General features: G+C 71.9%; 18 protein-coding genes. 10 read left to right on the plus strand and 8 right to left on the minus strand.

Annotated elements, in window-relative coordinates:
- The first annotated feature begins 33 nt into the window (after nt 1-33).
- The 4 genes from AB0B66_RS14300 (at nt 34) to AB0B66_RS14315 (ending at nt 4496) form a co-directional block, all read left to right on the plus strand.
- Nucleotides 34-1302, plus strand: a complete 1269-nt coding sequence (locus AB0B66_RS14300) for an extracellular solute-binding protein (RefSeq protein WP_360528366.1) — start codon at nt 34-36, stop codon at nt 1300-1302.
- Between the two features lie 85 nt (nt 1303-1387).
- Nucleotides 1388-2299 carry a sugar ABC transporter permease gene (locus AB0B66_RS14305; protein WP_360528369.1) on the plus strand — a complete coding sequence of 304 codons (912 nt, stop codon included), beginning with the start codon at nt 1388-1390 and terminating at the stop codon, nt 2297-2299.
- Nucleotides 2296-3108, plus strand: coding sequence for a carbohydrate ABC transporter permease (locus AB0B66_RS14310; RefSeq protein ID WP_360528372.1), 813 nt, complete (start codon nt 2296-2298; stop codon nt 3106-3108). Before AB0B66_RS14305 ends, AB0B66_RS14310 begins: the two co-directional genes overlap by 4 nt.
- The gene (locus AB0B66_RS14315) at nt 3105-4496 is read left to right on the plus strand and encodes a GH1 family beta-glucosidase (protein WP_360528375.1); all 1392 of its coding nucleotides are present in this window, start codon (nt 3105-3107) and stop codon (nt 4494-4496) included. Before AB0B66_RS14310 ends, AB0B66_RS14315 begins: the two co-directional genes overlap by 4 nt.
- A gap of 77 nt (nt 4497-4573) precedes the next feature.
- Here the strand turns inward: AB0B66_RS14315 and AB0B66_RS14320 are convergent, their stop codons facing one another.
- Nucleotides 4574-5101, minus strand: a complete 528-nt coding sequence (locus AB0B66_RS14320) for a PaaI family thioesterase (RefSeq protein ID WP_360528378.1) — start codon at nt 5099-5101, stop codon at nt 4574-4576.
- A 55-nt stretch (nt 5102-5156) separates the two neighbouring features.
- Between AB0B66_RS14320 and AB0B66_RS14325 the strand changes: the two genes are divergently transcribed.
- Together AB0B66_RS14325 and AB0B66_RS14330 are read left to right on the plus strand one after the other, a co-directional pair.
- The gene (locus AB0B66_RS14325) at nt 5157-5657 is read left to right on the plus strand and encodes a helix-turn-helix domain-containing protein (RefSeq protein WP_360528381.1); all 501 of its coding nucleotides are present in this window, start codon (nt 5157-5159) and stop codon (nt 5655-5657) included.
- Between the two features lie 133 nt (nt 5658-5790).
- Nucleotides 5791-6600 carry an ATP-grasp domain-containing protein gene (locus AB0B66_RS14330; RefSeq protein WP_360528384.1) on the plus strand — a complete coding sequence of 270 codons (810 nt, stop codon included), beginning with the start codon at nt 5791-5793 and terminating at the stop codon, nt 6598-6600.
- Nucleotides 6601-6654: 54 nt separating this feature from the next.
- On the opposite strand, the gene AB0B66_RS14335 is transcribed toward AB0B66_RS14330, so the two are convergent.
- Together AB0B66_RS14335 and AB0B66_RS14340 are read right to left on the minus strand one after the other, a co-directional pair.
- On the minus strand, nt 6655-7182 hold the full coding sequence (locus tag AB0B66_RS14335; RefSeq protein WP_360528386.1) for a hypothetical protein: 528 nt from the start codon (nt 7180-7182) through the stop codon (nt 6655-6657).
- A 151-nt stretch (nt 7183-7333) separates the two neighbouring features.
- Nucleotides 7334-8308 carry a LysR family transcriptional regulator gene (locus AB0B66_RS14340; protein WP_360528389.1) on the minus strand — a complete coding sequence of 325 codons (975 nt, stop codon included), beginning with the start codon at nt 8306-8308 and terminating at the stop codon, nt 7334-7336.
- Between the two features lie 141 nt (nt 8309-8449).
- Here AB0B66_RS14340 and AB0B66_RS14345 point away from each other — a divergent pair, with 141 nt between their 5' ends.
- The gene (locus AB0B66_RS14345; protein WP_360528392.1) at nt 8450-10054 is read left to right on the plus strand and encodes an MFS transporter; all 1605 of its coding nucleotides are present in this window, start codon (nt 8450-8452) and stop codon (nt 10052-10054) included.
- On the opposite strand, the gene AB0B66_RS14350 is transcribed toward AB0B66_RS14345, so the two are convergent.
- Nucleotides 10015-10590: a TIGR03086 family metal-binding protein gene (locus tag AB0B66_RS14350; RefSeq protein ID WP_360528394.1), complete on the minus strand. Its 576-nt coding sequence runs from the start codon at nt 10588-10590 to the stop codon at nt 10015-10017. The genes AB0B66_RS14345 and AB0B66_RS14350 overlap by 40 nt on opposite strands.
- Nucleotides 10591-10778: 188 nt before the next feature.
- Here AB0B66_RS14350 and AB0B66_RS14355 point away from each other — a divergent pair, with 188 nt between their 5' ends.
- Nucleotides 10779-12032 carry an SGNH/GDSL hydrolase family protein gene (locus tag AB0B66_RS14355; RefSeq protein ID WP_360528397.1) on the plus strand — a complete coding sequence of 418 codons (1254 nt, stop codon included), beginning with the start codon at nt 10779-10781 and terminating at the stop codon, nt 12030-12032.
- A gap of 115 nt (nt 12033-12147) precedes the next feature.
- Nucleotides 12148-13398: an ATP-grasp domain-containing protein gene (locus AB0B66_RS14360; RefSeq protein WP_360528400.1), complete on the plus strand. Its 1251-nt coding sequence runs from the start codon at nt 12148-12150 to the stop codon at nt 13396-13398.
- Nucleotides 13399-13407: 9 nt separating this feature from the next.
- Here AB0B66_RS14360 and AB0B66_RS14365 read toward each other — a convergent pair whose 3' ends face one another.
- The 4 genes from AB0B66_RS14365 to AB0B66_RS14380 form a co-directional block, all read right to left on the minus strand.
- A complete protein-coding gene (locus AB0B66_RS14365; RefSeq protein ID WP_360528403.1) occupies nt 13408-14271 on the minus strand; it encodes a hypothetical protein in 864 nt (287 codons plus the stop codon).
- A gap of 126 nt (nt 14272-14397) precedes the next feature.
- Nucleotides 14398-14934: a peptide deformylase gene (gene def / locus AB0B66_RS14370; RefSeq protein WP_360528406.1), complete on the minus strand. Its 537-nt coding sequence runs from the start codon at nt 14932-14934 to the stop codon at nt 14398-14400.
- The gene (locus AB0B66_RS14375) at nt 14931-15602 is read right to left on the minus strand and encodes a DUF3105 domain-containing protein (protein ID WP_360528409.1); all 672 of its coding nucleotides are present in this window, start codon (nt 15600-15602) and stop codon (nt 14931-14933) included. Before AB0B66_RS14375 ends, def begins: the two co-directional genes overlap by 4 nt.
- A 140-nt stretch (nt 15603-15742) precedes the next feature.
- Complete coding sequence (locus AB0B66_RS14380) at nt 15743-16018, minus strand: acylphosphatase (RefSeq protein ID WP_360528412.1); 276 nt, start codon at nt 16016-16018, stop codon at nt 15743-15745.
- Between the two features lie 22 nt (nt 16019-16040).
- Here AB0B66_RS14380 and polX point away from each other — a divergent pair, with 22 nt between their 5' ends.
- Complete coding sequence (gene polX / locus AB0B66_RS14385) at nt 16041-17768, plus strand: DNA polymerase/3'-5' exonuclease PolX (protein WP_360528415.1); 1728 nt, start codon at nt 16041-16043, stop codon at nt 17766-17768.
- The last annotated feature ends 103 nt before the right edge of the window (nt 17769-17871 follow it).

Here is a 17871-nt window from a genome sequence, read left to right on the forward strand (position 1 = left end):
GGGTTCCTACTGACACCCCCAAGGAGGGTCGTCATGCGTGCCTCCCTGCGCCGCCTGCTGGTCCCGATCATGGTGACCGGACTGCTGGCGATCGCCGCGTGCGGTTCCGACGAGCAGCCCGGCGGCAACGAGAAGATCACTTTGAACGTCGCGCTCTTCGGCGACTTCGGCTTCAAGCCGCTGTACGAGGAGTACTCCAAGGCACACCCGAACATCACGATCAAGGAGCGGATCTCCGACTACGCCGCGCACCACCAGAGCCTGATCTCGCACCTGGCTACCGGCAGCGGCGCGGCCGACATCGAGGCCGTCGAGATCGGCTACCTGTCCAGCTTCACCGCCACCCCGAACCGCTTCCACAACCTGCTCGACCTGGGCGCCGGGTCGCTGGAGAGCCAGTGGCTGCCGTGGAAGTGGCAGCAGGGCCTGTCGACCGACAAGAAGACGCTGATCGGCCTCGGCACCGACGTGGGCGGCATGGCCATGTGCTACCGCACCGACCTGTTCAAGGCGGCGGGCCTGCCCACCGCCCGGGACGAGGTGTCCAAGCTGTGGCCGACGTGGGAGGAGTACGTCGCCACCGGCAAGAAGTACAAGGCCGCCGCGCCCAAGTCGTACTTCATGGAGGCGTCGGGCAACATGTTCCGGGCCATGGTCGAGCAGGCCCCGACCGGCGTGTACGACGACGCCGACAAGCTCATCGTGGACAGCAACGCCTCCGTGAAGAAGGCCTGGGACCTGACCGTCGACGCGATCGCCGCCGACCAGTCCGCGAAGCTCGCGGCCTGGACGCCGGAGTGGAGCGCGGCGTTCGGCAAGGGCACCTTCGCCACCATCGTGTGCCCGGCGTGGATGACGGCGTACATCGAGACCAACGCCAAGGACGCGGCCGGCAAGTGGGACATCGCGGCGGTCCCGGGCGGTGCGGGCAGCATGGGCGGCTCGCACCTGGCGCTGCCCAAGCAGGGCAAGAACGCGCAGGCGGCGTACGACCTGATCAAGTGGCTGACCGCGCCGGAGCAGCAGAAGAAGATCTTCAAGGCGACCGGCAACTTCCCGTCGACCCCGTCGCTGTACACCGACCCGGACCTGACCGGGTTCAGCAAGCCCTTCTTCAACAACGCGCCGCTCGGCAAGATCTTCACGGCCTCGGCGCAGGCGGTGCAGCCGCAGCACCAGGGCCCGAAGCAGGGCGACGTGTTCAACACGATCGGCGCCGGGCTGGGCCGCATCGAGCAGGGCAAGCAGTCCGCCGACGACGCCTGGAAGCAGGTCCTGTCCGACGTGGCCAAGCTGGGCTGACGCGTTTCCACCGATTTCCGGGGGCCGGGCGGCGCACACCGATGCCCGCCCGGTCACCGGGCCCTTCAGGGAAGGGGAGCGCTCCGTGCGCACCTGGCTCTACAAGGCGGACACGTCTCTGTCCCCGTACGTCTACATCTCGCCGTTCTTCATCCTCTTCGCGGTCTTCGGCCTGTTCCCGCTCGGCTACACCGCCTGGGTGTCGCTGCACGACTGGAGCCTGCTCTCCGACGAGCACTCGTTCGTGGGCCTGGGCAACTACTCGGAACTGCTGGCCGACCCGTACTTCTGGAACGCCCTGCGCAACACCCTGTCCATCCTGGCCCTGTCCACCATCCCGCAGCTGATCCTCGCGCTGATCCTGGCGCACCTGGTGAACCGGCCGCTGCGGGCCAAGACGCTGTGGCGGCTGGGCATGCTGCTGCCGAACGTCACCAGCGTGGTCGCGGTCGTGGTCATCTTCAGCCAGCTGTTCGGCCGCGACTTCGGCCTGATCAACTGGCTGCTGGAGAGCTTCGGCCTCGGGCGTATCGACTGGCAGGCGGGCGTCGCGTCCTCCCACGTGGCCATCGCCGCGATGATCACGTGGCGGTGGACCGGGTACAACGCCCTGATCTTCCTGGCCGCGATGCAGGCCGTGCCCAAGGAGCTGTACGAGTCGGCCACGCTCGACGGGGCGACCGCCGGCCAGCAGCTCCGGAAGATCACCATCCCGTCGATCCGGCCCACCATCATCTTCGTGGTCATCGTGTCGACGATCTACGGCCTGCAGGTCTTCGCCGAGCCCCAGCTGTTCGCCGGGGGCGGGCCCAACGGCATCATCGGCGGCCCCGACCGGCAGTTCCAGACCCTGACCCTCTACATGTACGAGCACGGCTTCAACCGCGGCTTCGAGTTCGGCTACGCCTCGGCCACCGCCTGGGTGATGTTCGGCCTGATCGTGCTCGCCGCCGCCGTCAACTACCTGATCACGCGCCGGATCCGGAGCTCCCGATGACACGCAGAATCGTCTACCTGACGCTGACCGGGGTCCTGATGCTGACCGCGTTCCCGCTGTACTTCAGCGTCGTCGTGGCCAGCCAGGACAACTCGGCCCTGGCGCAGGTGCCACCGCCGGTGCTGCCGGGCGCGAACCTGATCGAGAACATCAAGCGGGTCTTCGAGACCGTGCCGTTCGACCAGGCACTGCTCAACTCCGTGATCGTGTCGGGCATCAACACCGCGTCGGTGGTGCTGTTCTCGACGCTGGCCGGGTTCGCGTTCGCGAAACTGAAGTTCAAGGGGCGCACCGCGCTGCTGCTGACCGTGGTCGGCACCATGATGGTGCCGATGCAGCTGGGCATCATCCCGCTGTTCATGCTGGTCACCAAGCTGGAGTGGCACGACACGCTGCTCGCGGTGACGGTGCCCGCCCTGGTCAACGCGTTCGGCGTGTTCTTCATGACGCAGTACCTGTCCGAGGCGCTGCCGACCGAGCTGCTGGAGGCCGGGCGCATCGACGGCGCGGCCACGCACCGGCTGTTCTGGCACGTGGTGCTGCCCGTCGCCCGGCCCGCCGCGGCCGTGCTCGGCATGCTGACCTTCCTCAACGTCTGGAACGACTACCTCTGGCCGCTGGTCGTGCTGGCCTCGCCGGAGAACCAGACGGTCCAGGTCGCGCTGTCCCAGCTGCGGGCCGGCTACGTGCAGGACTACTCGCTGGCGCTGACCGGCACGCTGCTGGCCACGCTGCCGCTGCTGCTCGTGTTCGGCCTGCTCGGCAAGCAGCTGATCGGCGGCATCATGCAGGGCGCGGTGAAGGGATGAGCACAGTGCAGGTGCAGGCATCGGCGGAGGTGCTCCGGTTCCCGGAGGGTTTCCGGTGGGGGGCCGCGACGGCGGCGTACCAGATCGAGGGGGCCGCGGCCGAGGACGGGCGCGGACCGTCCATCTGGGACAGCTTCGCTCGCCGGGACGGCCGGGTGTTCGCCGGGCACACCGGGGACGTCGCGTGCGACCACTACCGGCGCTACCGCGAGGACGTCGCGCTGATGGCCGAGCTGGGCATCGGCACGTACCGTTTCTCGATCGCGTGGCCGCGGGTCAAGCCGGACGGGACCGGTCCGGTCAACGTGCGCGGGCTGGACTTCTACGACCGGCTGGTGGACGAGCTGCTGGCGCACGGGATCGAGCCGATGGCGACGCTCTACCACTGGGACCTGCCGCTCGCGCTGCAGTCCCACGGGCGGGGCGGCTGGGGGGACCGGGACACCGCGGCGTACTTCGCCGAGTACGCCGCGGTGACCGCGTCCCGGCTCGCGGACCGCGTCGGCACCTGGACCACGCTGAACGAGCCGTGGGTATCGGCGTTCCTCGGTTACGCCAGCGGCGACCACGCGCCGGGGCACACCGACAACCGGCAGGCCTTCCGGGCCGCGCACCATCTGCTGCTCGGGCACGGGCTGGCCGCGCAGGCGCTGCGCGCGGCGGGCGTACGCGAGCTGTCGCTCACCCTGAACCTGGCCCGGGTCAGCCCCGACGACCCGGGCGACCCGCACGACGTGGCGGCGGCCTGGCGCGTCGACGGGGTGCTCAACCGGATCTTCCTGGACCCGGTGCTGCGCGGCCGGTACCCGCTGGACATGCTGGGGCTGTTCGAGCGGTTCGGCGCGGCGGACGCCATCGTCGACGGGGACCTCGCCGTCATCGGCGCGCCGATCGACCTGCTGGGCATCAACTACTACCAGCCCGCCCTGGTACGGGCCCAGGTCGGCGCGGCGGCGCACCCGATGTACCCGGGCAGTGAGGGGGTGGCGTTCCTGCCGCAGCCCGGACCGGTCACCGACATGGGCTGGACGGTCGACCCGAGCGGCCTGTCCGACCTGCTGCTGCGGTTGTCCAAGGAGTATCCGGGCACGCCGCTGATGGTGACCGAGAACGGCGCGGCGTACGCCGACGCGCGGGCCGGGGACCGGGTGGCCGACCCGGAGCGCATCGCGTACCTCGACGGGCACCTGCGGGCCGTGCACACGGCCCTGTCCGGCGGCGCGGACGTGCGCGGCTACCTGGCCTGGTCCCTGCTGGACAACTTCGAGTGGGCCTTCGGCTACGACAAGCGCTTCGGCCTCGTCTACGTCGACTACGAGACCCAGCGGCGCTACCCGAAGGACTCGGCGCTCTGGTACCGCGACGTGACCCGGGCCAACACGCTCTGACCAGGGACACTCTGGGGGAGTGGTAGGAAGGGCACCTTCACATCGCGGAGCGATGTGAAGGTGCCCTTCCTTTGTCCTTACGCGTCGAAGATGAGGCAGGTGGAGGTGGCGTGGGCGAGCAGGCGGCCGCGGTCGTCGGTGAGCTGGGACTGGGCCAGGGCGGTGCGGCGGCCGCGGGAGATGACGGTGCCCTCGCAGCGGAGCAGGCCGGAGTCGACGCTGACGGGGCGCAGGAACTTGGTGGTCAGGTCCAGGGAGGTGTAGCCGACGCCGGCGGGCAGGGTGCTGTGCACGGCGCAGGCGGCGGCGGTGTCGAGCAGGGTGGCCAGGATGCCGCCGTGCACGCCGCCGAGCGGGTTGTAGTGGAACTCCTGGGCGCGCATGGTGACCACGACGCGACCCTCCTCGGCCTCCAGGCCCTCCATGCCGAGCAGGTGCATCACCGGCGGGGCGGGGAGCTCGCCGCGCGACATCGCCTGCAACAGTTCCAGGCCGCTCGACCGGCCCAGCTCGGCGGCGTTGCGGCGCGGGTCGGACCAGGAGAAGGTGCGGGTGCGCTCCGCGGTCGCCAGGGTCGCGGCCGGCTCGGTCTGGGTCTGCGTCATGGACTCAGCCTGGCAGCCTGTTGCTGAGTCTGTCAACGAGACTTAGCCTGGTGGGGTGAGACCTACCGCACTCGACTGGTCGGCCGAGAACTGCACCGTCGCTCGGGCCATGGCCGTGCTCGGCGAGCGGTGGACGCTGGTGGTGCTGCGGGAGGTCTTCAACGGCATCCGCCGGTTCGAGGACATGCGCGAGCACAGCGGCATGCCCCGGCAGGTGCTGACCAACCGGCTCAGCATGCTGGTCGAGCAGGGTGTGCTGCGCCGGGTGCCATACCGGGAGCCCGGCGAGCGCGAGCGCCACGAGTACCGGCTGACGGAGAAGGGCTTCGACCTGTATCCGGTGCTGGTCGCCGTGCGGGAGTGGGGCGACCGGTATCTCGCCGATCCGGCGGGGCCGCCGGTGGACATGGTGCACCGGGACTGCGGGTCGGCCGTGCACGTGTCGCTGGCCTGCGCCGACGGGCACGAGATGGGCTCGCCCCGGGAGGTGGTGACCCGGCCGGGGGCGGGGGCGATCCGGCGGGGGCGTACGCCCGCCGCCGCGGAAGCGGCCTGACCCGGCCCGGCGGCGGACCGCGGCGCGCTCGCCCGTGCTCGCCGGTCGACCGGCGGCGGTGTGTCGCGACCGGTCTGCGGCGACCTGGAATCGGGCTGGCCCCGCGCCGCGCGGGCTGGCAGCATGGCGCGGCGTGGAACGAGTGCTGATCCTGCCGCCGCGAGTGACCGAGACCGGGCTGGCCTTCGCCGACGCCGCGCGCCGGCGCGGCATGCGCGTGGAGACCCTGCACACCTGGCGGCTGCCCGAGCACCTGGCGGGGCACCCCGGTGCGCACCTCTACGCCGGGCCGCTGTTCGCCGACGCGGTCGGCGCGGAACTCGGCGCCGGGCTGCTGGAGCCCGACCAGGACTGGCTCGCCCAACTGCCGCGGGAGGCGACCCGCCGGGAGATCGTGTTCACCACCCTCGCGCAGGCGCGCCTGCTGGACCGGCCCGCGTTCGTGAAGCCGCCGGACGACAAGAGCTTCCCGGCCGGGGTCTACGCGTCCGGTACGAGTCTTCCCGGGCCGGATGTGCTGGAGGACGACGCCCCGGTGCTGGTCAGTGACGTGGTGCGCTTCGAGGTGGAGTTTCGGCTGTTCGTGGCGGCGGGCCGGGTGCTCGCCGCGAGCAGGTACGCCGTGGACGGGGAACTGGATCTCGCCGCGTCCGCGGAGGACCCGCGGTGCGCGGAGGCGGCGGCCTTCGCGTCGATCCTCTTCGCCGTGGGGATGCCCGAGTTGCCGAGTGCGGTGGTGGTCGACGTCGGGCTGCTCGCCGGCGCGGGGGCCGGGCGTCCGGAATGGGCGGTGATCGAGGCGAACGCGGCCTGGGCGAGCGGGCACTACGCGGCCGACCCGGACGGGGCGCTCGACGTGGTGCTCGCGGCGAGTCGCCCGGTGGCCGGGATCGCGCCGGATGACCGGCGTTTCCTGCGCCGCCTGCCAGCGGTGTCGCGCTGATTCGCGCCGGTCGTCGGGCACCGCGTCGCGCCTGGTCGGCGGTGCGGTGCCCGGTCAGGCGCGGGTGCTGCCGCCGCAGGGGGTGACGGTGATGGAGGTGAAGCCCTGCTGGGCGGTGGCGCCCTGGATGGTCACGGTGACGAAGATGTTGGTCGCCGCGCCGGTGAAGTGCTTGTTCTCCAGCTTGGGCAGGGTCGCGGTGTACCGGGCCATGGTGGCGTCGCGGGTCAGCGTGACCTCGCCGGTGTAGTTGCCGCCGGTCATCGCGTACCGCGCCTTGGCGGTCACCGGTGTGCCGCCGTCGGCGATCTCCGCGGTCACCGCGACGGTCTGGGGCAGGACACCGCCGCAGGTCGGGTTGCCGATGGCGGCCACATTGGACTCGACGCGGCTGATGGTGGCGCCGGCGGACGTCGTGGCGGCGGCCGGGCTTCCGGTGGGCCGCGCGGCGGCGGGTGAGGTGGCGACATCGGGTGCGGCCTGGTCGCGGGTCCACGAGTCGCCGACCCCGATGCAGCCCTGCAGGCTGAACATGGTCACCACCGCGAGCACCGCCGTCACCGGCGCACGGAATCTGATCACCGTCTGAGCTTAGCCAGGCTAACGGCGTTCGTGGGATCACCACCGCATCCGATCCCGCCACCGGGCTACCTGTCCGGGCCTGCCCGCCCCCGCTAAGTGATCATGAAGTTGTGGCAGCGACACGCCGTCGAACACGGCCACAAGTTCATGATCAACGCGACGGGGTGGGGTGGGGGTGGTGGGTTAGCCAGCGGGTGTAGGTGGGGGCCTGGTGGGTGGCGTCGGTGTAGGACTCCTCGGCGTAGTGGATGAGGCGGGGGGCTACGCGGGCGGCGGGGGAGTCGGGGTGCCAGCCGAGGAGGTGGCGCCAGCGTAAGGGGGTGCCGGCCAGGGGGACGGTGCGCACGCCGGCGGTCTCGCGGAAGGTGGGCTGGCACAGGGCCACGACGCTGCCGCCGCGGACCAGGTCGGAGCAGCCGCCGAGGTCGCTCTCGTGGATCGGGCTGGGGGTGAAGCCGGCGCGGGCGCAGGCGGCGGCGAAGCAGTCGGCGAAGCAGCCGTCGCCGGGGGTGGCCGCCCAGCGGGAGCCGGCCAGGTCGGCGAGTTCGATCTCGTCGGCGTCGGCGTACGGGTGGGAGGCGGGCAGCAGCACGAAGACCGGTGCGATGGCGACGGTGTGCCAGATCAGGCGGCCGTCGTCGGGCGGGGTGGTCTCGCCGCAGGCCCCGATGAACGCGAAGTCGAGCCGGGCGTCGGCGAGCATCGCCGCCAGCTCCGCCGACGACCACGACGGGTACGTGCTCAGCAAAGCGCTGGGCTGCGCGGCGGCCAGCCGGTGCACGACGCCGCCGATGAGCGGGCCGTTCACCGCGCCGATGCGATAGCCGGGCAGCCCGTCGCCGCCGGAGTCGCGGGCCAGCCCGGCGAACCGGGTCGCCTCGTCCTGCAATCCCTGCACCGCGGGCAGCAGCACCCGGGCGCGGGCCAGCACCAGCTCGCCGAGCGGGGTGGGACGGGCACCGCGGCGGTCGCGTTCGAACAGCCGGCCGCCGAAGGCCTGCTCGATGCGCTGCAACTGGGTGGTGAGGGCGGGCGCGGCCAGGCCGAGGACCGCCGCCGCCTTGGTCACGCTGCCGGCGTCGGCTATCGCGCAGACCACCCGCAGGTGCCGCAGCTCCAACCTCACCCGCTGATGTTATGGCCGCACCGGCGGCCCGGGAAGGTGTCGGCCGCGATCACCCGATCGGCCGATATGGACGGAGATCGAATTTCGTCGGTAGGGTCGATCCGCACGACGGCCCGGCTGGGCCTGGTCCAGGAGGTGGCGATGCGGCGCAGGGCGGCGCTGATCGGGCTGCTCGGCGCCGAGCTGGTGTCGACCGTCGGCTCGCGCATGTCGTTCCTGGCCATTCCGTGGCTGGTCCTGGTGACGACCGACGACCCGACGAAGGTCGGGGTGGTGGCGTTCGCCGAGGCGCTGCCGTACATCCTGGCCGGGATCTTCGGCACGCCGCTGGCGGATCGGTTCGGGGTGCGCGAGGTGTCCATCGGCACCGACCTGGGCAGTGCGCTGGTCGTCGGCGCGATCGCCGCGTTCGGCGGCAGTGACTTCGCCGTGCTGGTGGCGCTCGTCGCGACGCTCGGCGCGCTGCGGGGGGTGGGCGACAAGTCGAAGCGGGTGCTGCTGCCGCCGGTGGTGGAGGCGTCGGGCACGCCGATGGCGCGGGTGACCGCGGTGTTCTCCGCGCTCAACCGGATGGCGATGGTGATCGGCGCGGCGGTGGCCGGGGTGCTGATCGCGTGGCTCGGCCCGGTCGGCGCGATCTGGGCCGACGCGGCGACCTTCGCGGCCTGCGCGGGTGTCGTGGTGGCGCTGGTGCGCATCACCCGGGAGCAGAACCACCCGGCCCGCGGCACGCAGGAGTCCTACTGGCAGGGGCTGCGCACCGGGTTCGGCTTCGTGCGGCGGGAGCGGCTGCTGCGCAGCCTGGTCGGCATGATGTTCGTGACGAACCTGTTCAACCAGGCCAGCGCGGTCGTGTTCATTCCGATGTGGGTACGCGAGCACCTCGGCTCGCCGGTGGCGCTGGGCTGGATCGGCGGAGCCTTCGCGCTCGGCGCGATCGCGGGCGGGGCGGCGTTCGCGGCGCTGGTGACGAGGCTGCCGCGGTACGCGACCCTCGTCATCGGATACTTCGTCGGCGGCGCGCCGCGCTTCCTGGTGCTGGCGCTCAGCGACGACCTGCGGGTGGCGCTGGCCGTGTCGTTCGTGTCCGGGGTGGCCATGTCCTCGGTGAACCCGACGTACGGGCTGCTGATGTTCGAGCGGGTGCCGCGGGCGATGCAGACCCGGGTGTTCGGGCTGACCGGCGCGATCACGTTCGGCGGCATCCCGCTGGGCGGCATGGTCGGAGCGTGGGCGGTGGAGACGCTCGGCCTGTCCGGCGGGCTGTGGCTGGCGGGGGTGGCGTACTTCGCGGCCACGCTGACGCCGGTGTTCGGGTGGCGGCTGTGGCGGCAGATCGACGACATCAAACCGGGCAAGGCTGCCCCTGACCTGCCCCTGTGGCAGGAGTACCTGTCCGAGCTGGGCCGCCGGATGGGCCTGGTGGACACCGGGCCGGCCGTGCCGGTGTCGGTGACGCTGGCGTACGCCGGGGGCGGCTGGACCGTCACCGCACGCCGGGGCAGGCGGCGGCTGGCACGGCCGTACGCCGTCACGTCGGCCGCGGCGCTCCAGCACGTCGCCGCGCTGGAGCTGCCCGAGGTGTACGAGACGGTGGAAGAGGTGCACCTGGCCCGCCGCCGGGACGCCGAGCGGCGGGCGGCGGTGGTGCGGGCGAACCTGCGCGAGCTCGAGTCGACGCTGACCGAGCTGCGGGCCGCGTCGGCTCAGTGGCCGTCCGGCCAGCCGGGGGAGCGGCCCAGGTAGGCGACGAGCCGGTCACTGGGCGAGGCGTCCGCGGCCGGTTCGACCATGACGCCGAAGGCCTTGCTGGGGCGGTCGGTGGGCCAGCGCAGGGCGATCTTCATGGCCGACGCGCTCAGGTCAGGGTCGAGCGTGGCGTCCGCGCCGGTCGACTTGGCCACGTCCCAGGCGTGCACCAGGAAGTCGACGAAGTGCATGCCGAGCACCGTCTGCGCGGTGAAGGTCCCGTAGCCGTACACCTCGATCTTGCGGTCCAGCAGCGTCTTCGCGCTGAACGCCTTGGTGACCAGGGTGACGGAGTCGGCGAACGCCCGGCGCGGGTCGGCGGGCGGGGTCAGGTCGTCCCAGACGGCCGGATCGGTGGGCTTGCCGGCCGCCGCCGCGGCGAAGCCGCGATTGTGGCCGATCATGTGCCCGATCAGCTGGCCGAGGGTCCAGTCGCCGCACGGCGAGGGCCGGGCGAGATCGGCGCGCTTGACTCGGTTCACGGCCGAGGCGGCCGCGGCGAGCGCACGCCGGTCGAGGTCACGAAGGTCCATATCTCGCACCATAGTGGCGCAGCTCGGTGCGCTCCACCGCTCACACCGCCAGGCGGTAAAGCTGTCCGGACCGTCCAATCAGCTGAGTCGGCAGATATTGACTCGTGCAAACATTTCTTCGTAATTTGGGTGCCGCACACCCCCACGACGGTGCGTGGCTCGCTGCCCGCCCAAGGAGGTTCTCCCCTGTGAAGCACCCCTCGACGCGGCGGGCGCTGCTCGCCGCGGCCCTGCTGGCCACGACCCTCGGCGTGCTGGCCGGGCCCGGTGGCGGGGCCACCGCGGGCGCGAAGGACGAGTGGGTCGGCTCCTGGTCGGCCGCGCCCACCGGGGCGGGCGCGGGCCTGTCCGGCACCGGCTTCGCCGACCAGACCATCCGCATGATCGTGCACACCTCGGTGGGCGGCAGCGCGGCGCGGATCCGGCTGTCCAACACCTTCGGCACCGGCGCGGTGACCATCGGGCACGCCACCGTGGCCCGGCCCGACGCGGCCACCCCGGCGCTCACCGACGTGCTGCCCGCCAGCGTCGCCGAGCTGACCTTCAACGGCGCGCCCGGCATCACCATCCCCAAGGGCGGCCAGGTCGTCAGCGACCCGCTGCCGGTGACCGTGCCCGAGCTGTCCGACCTGGTGGTCAGCATCTACCTGCCCGTCGCCACCGGCCCGGCGACCTGGCACTGGACCTCGCGGCAGGCGGCGTACTACGGCAGCGGCGACACTGTCGCCGAGCCCACCGGCGCGACCCTGACCGGCACCCGCAACTCGTGGTTCTTCCTCACCGGCGTCGACGTGCTCAGCCGCAGGTCGCCGGGCTCGGTGGTGGTGCTCGGCGACTCGATCACCGACGGCAGCCAGTCCACGATCAACGGCAACGCCCGCTGGACCGACCGGCTGGCCGCGCGCCTGCTGGCCGGGCACGCCCCGCACACCGAGGTCGGCGTGCTCAACCAGGGCCTGGCCGGCAACGCGGTGAGCCACGACGGCACCGAGATCGGGTACGCCGAACTGGGCGTCAACGGCCTGGCCCGGCTGCAGCGCGACGTGCTCAGCCAGACCGGCGTGCAGACGGTCGTGCTCGCGCTGGGCATCAACGACCTGCAGATCTACGCCGACCCGGCCGACAAGGTGATCGGCGGGCTGCGGCAGCTCGCCGCCCAGGCCCGGCTGGCCGGGATAGACGTGGTGATCTCCACGATCACGCCGTTCGAGGGCTTCTCGTCCTGGACGCCGGAGAAGGAGCAGAGCCGCCTGGCGATCAACGAGTACCTCCGCACCCACCGGGCCGAGTTCACCGGCCTGGTCGACTTCGACCAGCTGCTGCGCGACCCGGCCGCGCCGTCGAAGCTGCGGGCGGAGTGGGACAGCGGCGACCACATCCACCCCAACGACGCCGGATACCAGGCCATGGCCGACTTCGTGCCGCTGTGGCTGCTGTCGTGAGCCGCCGCGCTCGCGCCTAGATACATCGACAGCGGTTGACATCGTGGGATCGGCGCGTGAGGCTGTGCGTGCCGATCCCGCATATCGGACACCAACGGGGTCGAGAGGAAGAGGCATGGCCGTCCACGACGATCGTCCGCTGCTGCTGATGGTCCGCACCGGCAAGCGCGAGTTCCGCGAGTACCTGCTCCGCTCGCTGGCCCCGGCCTACCGGGTGCACGTGTTCACCGGGGTCGCGCCGACCTGGGAGCTGGACTACGTCGCCGGCGCGACCGAACTGGGCAGCCTGCTGGACGTGACGGCGATGGCCGAGGCCGCCCAGCGGCTGCCCGACGGCCCGGTCGCGGGCGTGTTCACCTGGGACGAGGCCCGCACGCTGCAGACCGCCGAGCTGGCCGTGGCACTGGGACTGCCCGGCGACCCGGCCGTGACCGCGCGCTGCCGCGACAAGCTGCTGACCCGCCGCGCCCTGGCCGCCGCCGGGGTCGCCCAGCCCGCGTCGGTGCCGGTGGGCTCGCTGTCACAGGCCTTCGCCGAGGCCGCCCGGATCGGCTATCCGGTCATCCTCAAGCCCAGCGACCTCGCGCTCAGCGTCGGCGTGATCAAGGTGACGGGGCCCGAGGAGCTGGCCGCGGCGTACGAGTTCACCAGCGCGGTCCGGCACGGCGCGCTACCCGACTGGCGACCCCAGGTACTGCTGGAGGAGTACGTCGACGGCGAGGAGATCAGCGTCGATGCGGCGGTGCACGACGGTGTGGTGACCCCGCTGTGCCTGGCCCGCAAGGAGATCGGGCACCCGCCGTACTGCATCGAGATCGGGCACTACGTGCACGGCGACGACCCGCTGCTGCACGATCCGCAACTGCCGCGGCTGCTGCAGGCCGCGCACACGGCGCTCGGGTTCCGCGACGGGGTCACCCATACCGAGATCAAGCTGTCCTCGCGGGGGCCGCGCATCATCGAGGTGAACGGGCGGCTCGGCGGCGACATGATCCCTTACCTGGGCCTGCGCGCCACCGGCGTCGACGTGGCGCTGGCCGCGGCCGCGGTCGCCTGCGGGCTGCCTCCGGCCGCCGCGCCCGACCGCAAGCTGGTGGCGGGGGTGCGCTTCTTCTACCCGGCGCAGCCCGGCACCGTCATCGAGACGCTGGCGTTCGACCGGGCCGGGCTGCCGAGCGCCGTGGACGAGCTGGCGCTGCTGGCCGAACCCGGCGACCGGCGCTCACCGCCGCCGCAGGGCACGGTCAACGGCCGGGTGGCGTACGCCACCGCTGTCGCCGCCACGGCGGCCGAGTGCGAGCGGGCGCTCGACGCCGCGGGCGCGGCGCTGCGGGTCAACGGCGAGCCGCCGGCCGAGCACGGCTGACGCGCCGGGTCACCACTCGTAGCCGAGGCGCTCCACGAGGTCGCCGTAGCGGGCCCGGAACGCGGCGAGGTGCTCGGCGGCGAGATGGTTGCGCCAGTCGCCCGCGACCCCGCGCCGGTAGTGGCTGTGCACGTCCTCCTGCCCCGGCTCGCGTCCCTTGGCCAGGCGGCTGAACGAGAACCGGGCGCAGGCGTCGGCCACGTACGCGCCGGGCAGGCGGCGCAGGGGCAGCCGGGGCAGCACGTGGCGCGGATACGCCAGCGCCTTCGGGATGCCCCGGCGGGCGGCGACGTTCCAGCGGACCGCGGCCATCCGGGCCTGCTCCGGGCCGGATCCCTCCGGGGTGAGCAGGTCCAGGTGGTGCAGGATCTGGGTCCAGGACTTCACCGGGTCGGTGATGGCGTCCTCCATGCGCACCTCCAGCACCCCGGGGCGGGCGTAGTCCCACTGCGCCATCGGGTCCAGGAACATGCCGCTGAACTCGACCTCGGCCAGCAGGCCGCCGGCCTCGTCGAGGGTGCGCAGGTTGCGCCGGTGCGTCACCAGCTCGGGCCAGGGCACCCCGCCGACGACCTCGGGGTGGCTGTTGAGGTGGCTGAAGTAGCCGGACACCACGATGTCGCGCGGGTCGCGGATGAGGTGGAACGCCCGCGTCTCGGGCAGCGTGTCCACCCATTCCGGCTTCGCGTTCGTCATGATCAGGAGATCGGGGCGGGTGGCCCGCACGTAGTCGCCGAGGCTGTCGTAGGGCGCCCACTGGTCCGGCACGTGGATCGTGTCGACCTTGAGGTTCAGCGCGAAGGCCGCCTCGTGCAGGATGGATCTGGCCCAGGTCGACGCAGACTTGTGGCGCGCGAAATACGCACGAAGCACCGGTTCACTCCCTGACGAAAGTCCTGATGGGACGCATTGTCGACGCGGCGCGATAGCTGCGTTGACAATAAATACATCTATGCAGGAAGTGTTAACAGTGTCAAGAACGTGAATATGGCGCGGCCGTCAGTCCGGCGTGAGCCCGGCGGCCTTGAGGATCTTCTTGCGCTCCTTGGCGGTCAGCCGGTCCACGTAGACCGTGCCGTCCAGGTGATCGCACTCGTGCTGCAGGCAGCGCGCCACGAGCTCCGTGCCCTCGATGCGCACCGGCTCGCCGTACATGTCCACCCCGGTCACCACCGCGACCGCCGTACGCGCCACCTCGCCGCGCTGGCCGGGCACCGACAGGCAGCCCTCCCCGGACACCGCCAGCTCGCGCGGCGGCGGGGGCAGCTCCAGGACCGGGTTGACCACGTGGGCCACCACGTTCGGGCCGCCGGTCGTGTCGGGGCAGTCCATCACGAAGACGCGCAGGCCGACCCCGATCTGGTTCGCGGCCAGGCCGACCCCGTTCGCCGCGTACATGCTGGCGAACATGTCGGCGACCAGCCGGTGCAGGTCCGGCCCGAAGTCGGCGACCTGCGCCGTGGGCCGGTGCAGCACGGGCGTGCCGTACATGGTGATGTCCCGGGCGACCCCGGCCCCGACGGCCTGCCCGCTCATGCCGCGGTCCCGGCGGGCGGCAGCTCCCCGGTCTCCCGGGTGCCGCCCGAGCAGGGCGCGCCGACCTCGGGCGCGGCGTTGCGGCGGGCGGCGTTGATGAAGAAGTCGATGCGCGGGTCGTCCGCGCTGTCCACCTTGAGCTGGTAGCCCCAGGCCTGCAACGAGATCGCCTTGTCCTGGCCCGGGTACGGGCTCAGCATCAGGTACTCGCGCCCGGACACCTTCGCCGCCAGCGCCCGGACGTCGCCGTCGCCGAGACCGGGCCGGTAGGTGATCCACACCGCGCCGTGCTCCAGGCTGTGCACGGCCCGCTCGCTCGCGATCGGCGCGTCGTAGACGGCCCCCGTGCAGTTCTGCCAGGTGCCGTTGTGCTGCCCGCCGACCGGCGGCTGCTGCGGGTAGACCACCGCACCCGGGGCGTGGTCCTGACTCAGCTCACCATCGGCCAGGTAGTTGCGCACCCCGTCGATCCCGGCGAGCTGCTGCTGCCACGTCCCGGTCGGCGCGACCGCGGTCGTCCCACCCGGCTTCTCGGTCCCGGCCCGCAGGTAGTAGAACAGCGCCCCGGCCACCCCGAGGCAGCAGCAGAGCAGCACGGCCACCCCGCCCGCGACCCACGCCCACACGGGCACCGCCGGCTTGCGCGGCGTGTTCGTGTAATCCACCATGGCGCGGCCTCCCCAGGAACTCGATTCGCCGCGCCGATCCTATCGACCCCCACCTAGCTGTGCGGAAAGGAAGGGCACCTGCACATCGCCATAGGTAGCGGAAGGGCACCTTCCCCACCTCGCGGGGCGTGAGGGGCAGGTCAGGCGGTGGGGCGGATGTCGAAGCCGGACAGGCCCTCGGGGCTCTCCTCGAAGACCGCCACGTCGTCGACGATGGCCAGCTCGGGGCCCTGCCGGGTCCAGGCGACGAGGCGGTCCACGCCGTCGGGCGTACCCTCGAAGACGGCCTCTACCGTGCGGTCGTGCCGGTTGCGGACCCACCCGGCGACGCCCGCCGCCCGGGCCTGCTGCCGGCAGGTGTCGCGGTAGTAGACGCCCTGCACCTCACCCGAGACCACAACCCGCCTGCGGATCATCCGTCAACCGTAGACTGGCGGCATGGCCCGGCCAAACGAGGTCGTCGCGGCGGCGCTGCAGGAGTACGCCGATCTCATCGCTATCACCGGTGGTGACGCCTTCCGGGCCCGCACCTACGAGAAGGCCGCGCGGGGCGTGGCCGGTCACGCCACCGACGTGGGGACGCTCGACCTGAAGGGGCTGGAGCAGATCCCCGGCGTCGGCAAGTCGACCGCCGAGAAGATCGTCGAGTTTCTCACCACCGGCCGGATGGCGGCCCTGGAACAGCTGCGGGCCAAGGTGCCCGCGGGCGTGCTGGAGCTGATCGCGATCCCGGGCCTGGGCCCGGCGAAGGCCATGGCGCTGCACCGCGAACTGGGCGTCTCCTCGGTCGACGAGCTGGTGCACGCGATCGAGGCCGGACGGCTGAGCGGCCTGCGCGGGTTCGGGGCGAAGACTGCGGCGAACATCCTGCACGGCATCGAGGTGCTGCGGCACAGCGGCGGCCGGGTGCTGGTCTCCGCGGCGCTGGAGGTCGCCGAGGAGGTCATCGCTGCGCTGTCGATGCTGCCGGAGTGCGAGAAGTGCACGTACGCCGGGTCGCTGCGGCGCGGGCGGGACAGCATCGGCGACGTGGACGTCCTGGTCGCCTCGCGCGACTCGAAGCCGATCATGGCGGCGTTCACGGAGCTGCCGCTCGTCGGCGAGGTCATCGCGGGCGGTCCGGCGAAGACGTCGATCCGCACCACGACCGGGCTGCAGGTGGACCTGCGGGTGGTGCCGCCGGAGTCGTGGGGCGCGGCGCTGCAGTACTTCACCGGTTCCAAGGAGCACAACATCCGGGTACGCGAGATCGCCGTGCGCAAGGGCCTGAAACTGTCCGAGTACGGGCTGTTCCGCGCCGAGGACGACACGCTGCTCGTCTCGGAGACCGAGGAGGAGGTGTACGAGCGGCTCGGCCTGCCCTGGATCGCGCCCACCCTGCGCGAGGACCGCGGCGAGGTGGCCGCCGCCCGCAACGGCACCCTGCCGGACCTGGTCACCGAGGCCGACATCCGCGGCGACCTGCACACGCACACGAACCTCACGGACGGGGTGTCCACGCTGGAGGAGATGCTGGCCGCGGCACGGGCGCGCGGCTACCGCTACTACGCGGTCACCGACCACGCCAAGAACATGCCGATGCAGCGGATGACCGACGCGAAGATGCTCGCCCAGCGCAAGAAGCTGCGGGCGCTGGCCGGGGACGGCAAGATGGCGCTGCTGCACGGCAGCGAGCTGAACATCGACCCGGACGGCGCGGTGGACTGGGACGCGGACTTCCTGGCCGGGTTCGACATCTGCGTCGCCTCGGTGCACTCGCACTTCACGCAGACTCCGGCGGAGCTGACCGACCGGTTCGTGAAGGCGTGCGAGAACCCGTACGTCAACATCATCGGGCATCCGACGACGCGGCTGATCGGGCGGCGCAAGCCGGTCGAGCCCGACTGGGACGCCGTCTTCGACGCAGCCGCCGCGACCGGCACCGCGATGGAGGTGAACGCGTTCCCGGACCGGCTCGACCTGCCCGACGAGCTGATCATGCGGGCGCGCGAGCGCGGGGTGAAGTTCGCGATCAACACCGACTCGCACTCCACGGTGCACCTGGACATGCTGCGCTTCGGCATCGCGATCGCCCAGCGCGGCTGGCTGACCCCCGCCGACGTCATCAACACCTGGACGCTGACCAGGCTGAAAGCCTTCATCGCCGCCAAACGCCGAGGCGCCTGACCGGCGACAGCGACGGAACGCCGCCGACTAGCACTGCCACCTGCGCCTTCATCGGCAAGAGGTTAAGAAGGTGCCCTTCCTCAACGAAAAACGATAAGAAGGT

This window comes from Catellatospora sp. NPDC049111, from assembly GCF_040648615.1.
GTDB lineage: Bacteria > Actinomycetota > Actinomycetes > Mycobacteriales > Micromonosporaceae > Catellatospora > Catellatospora aurea.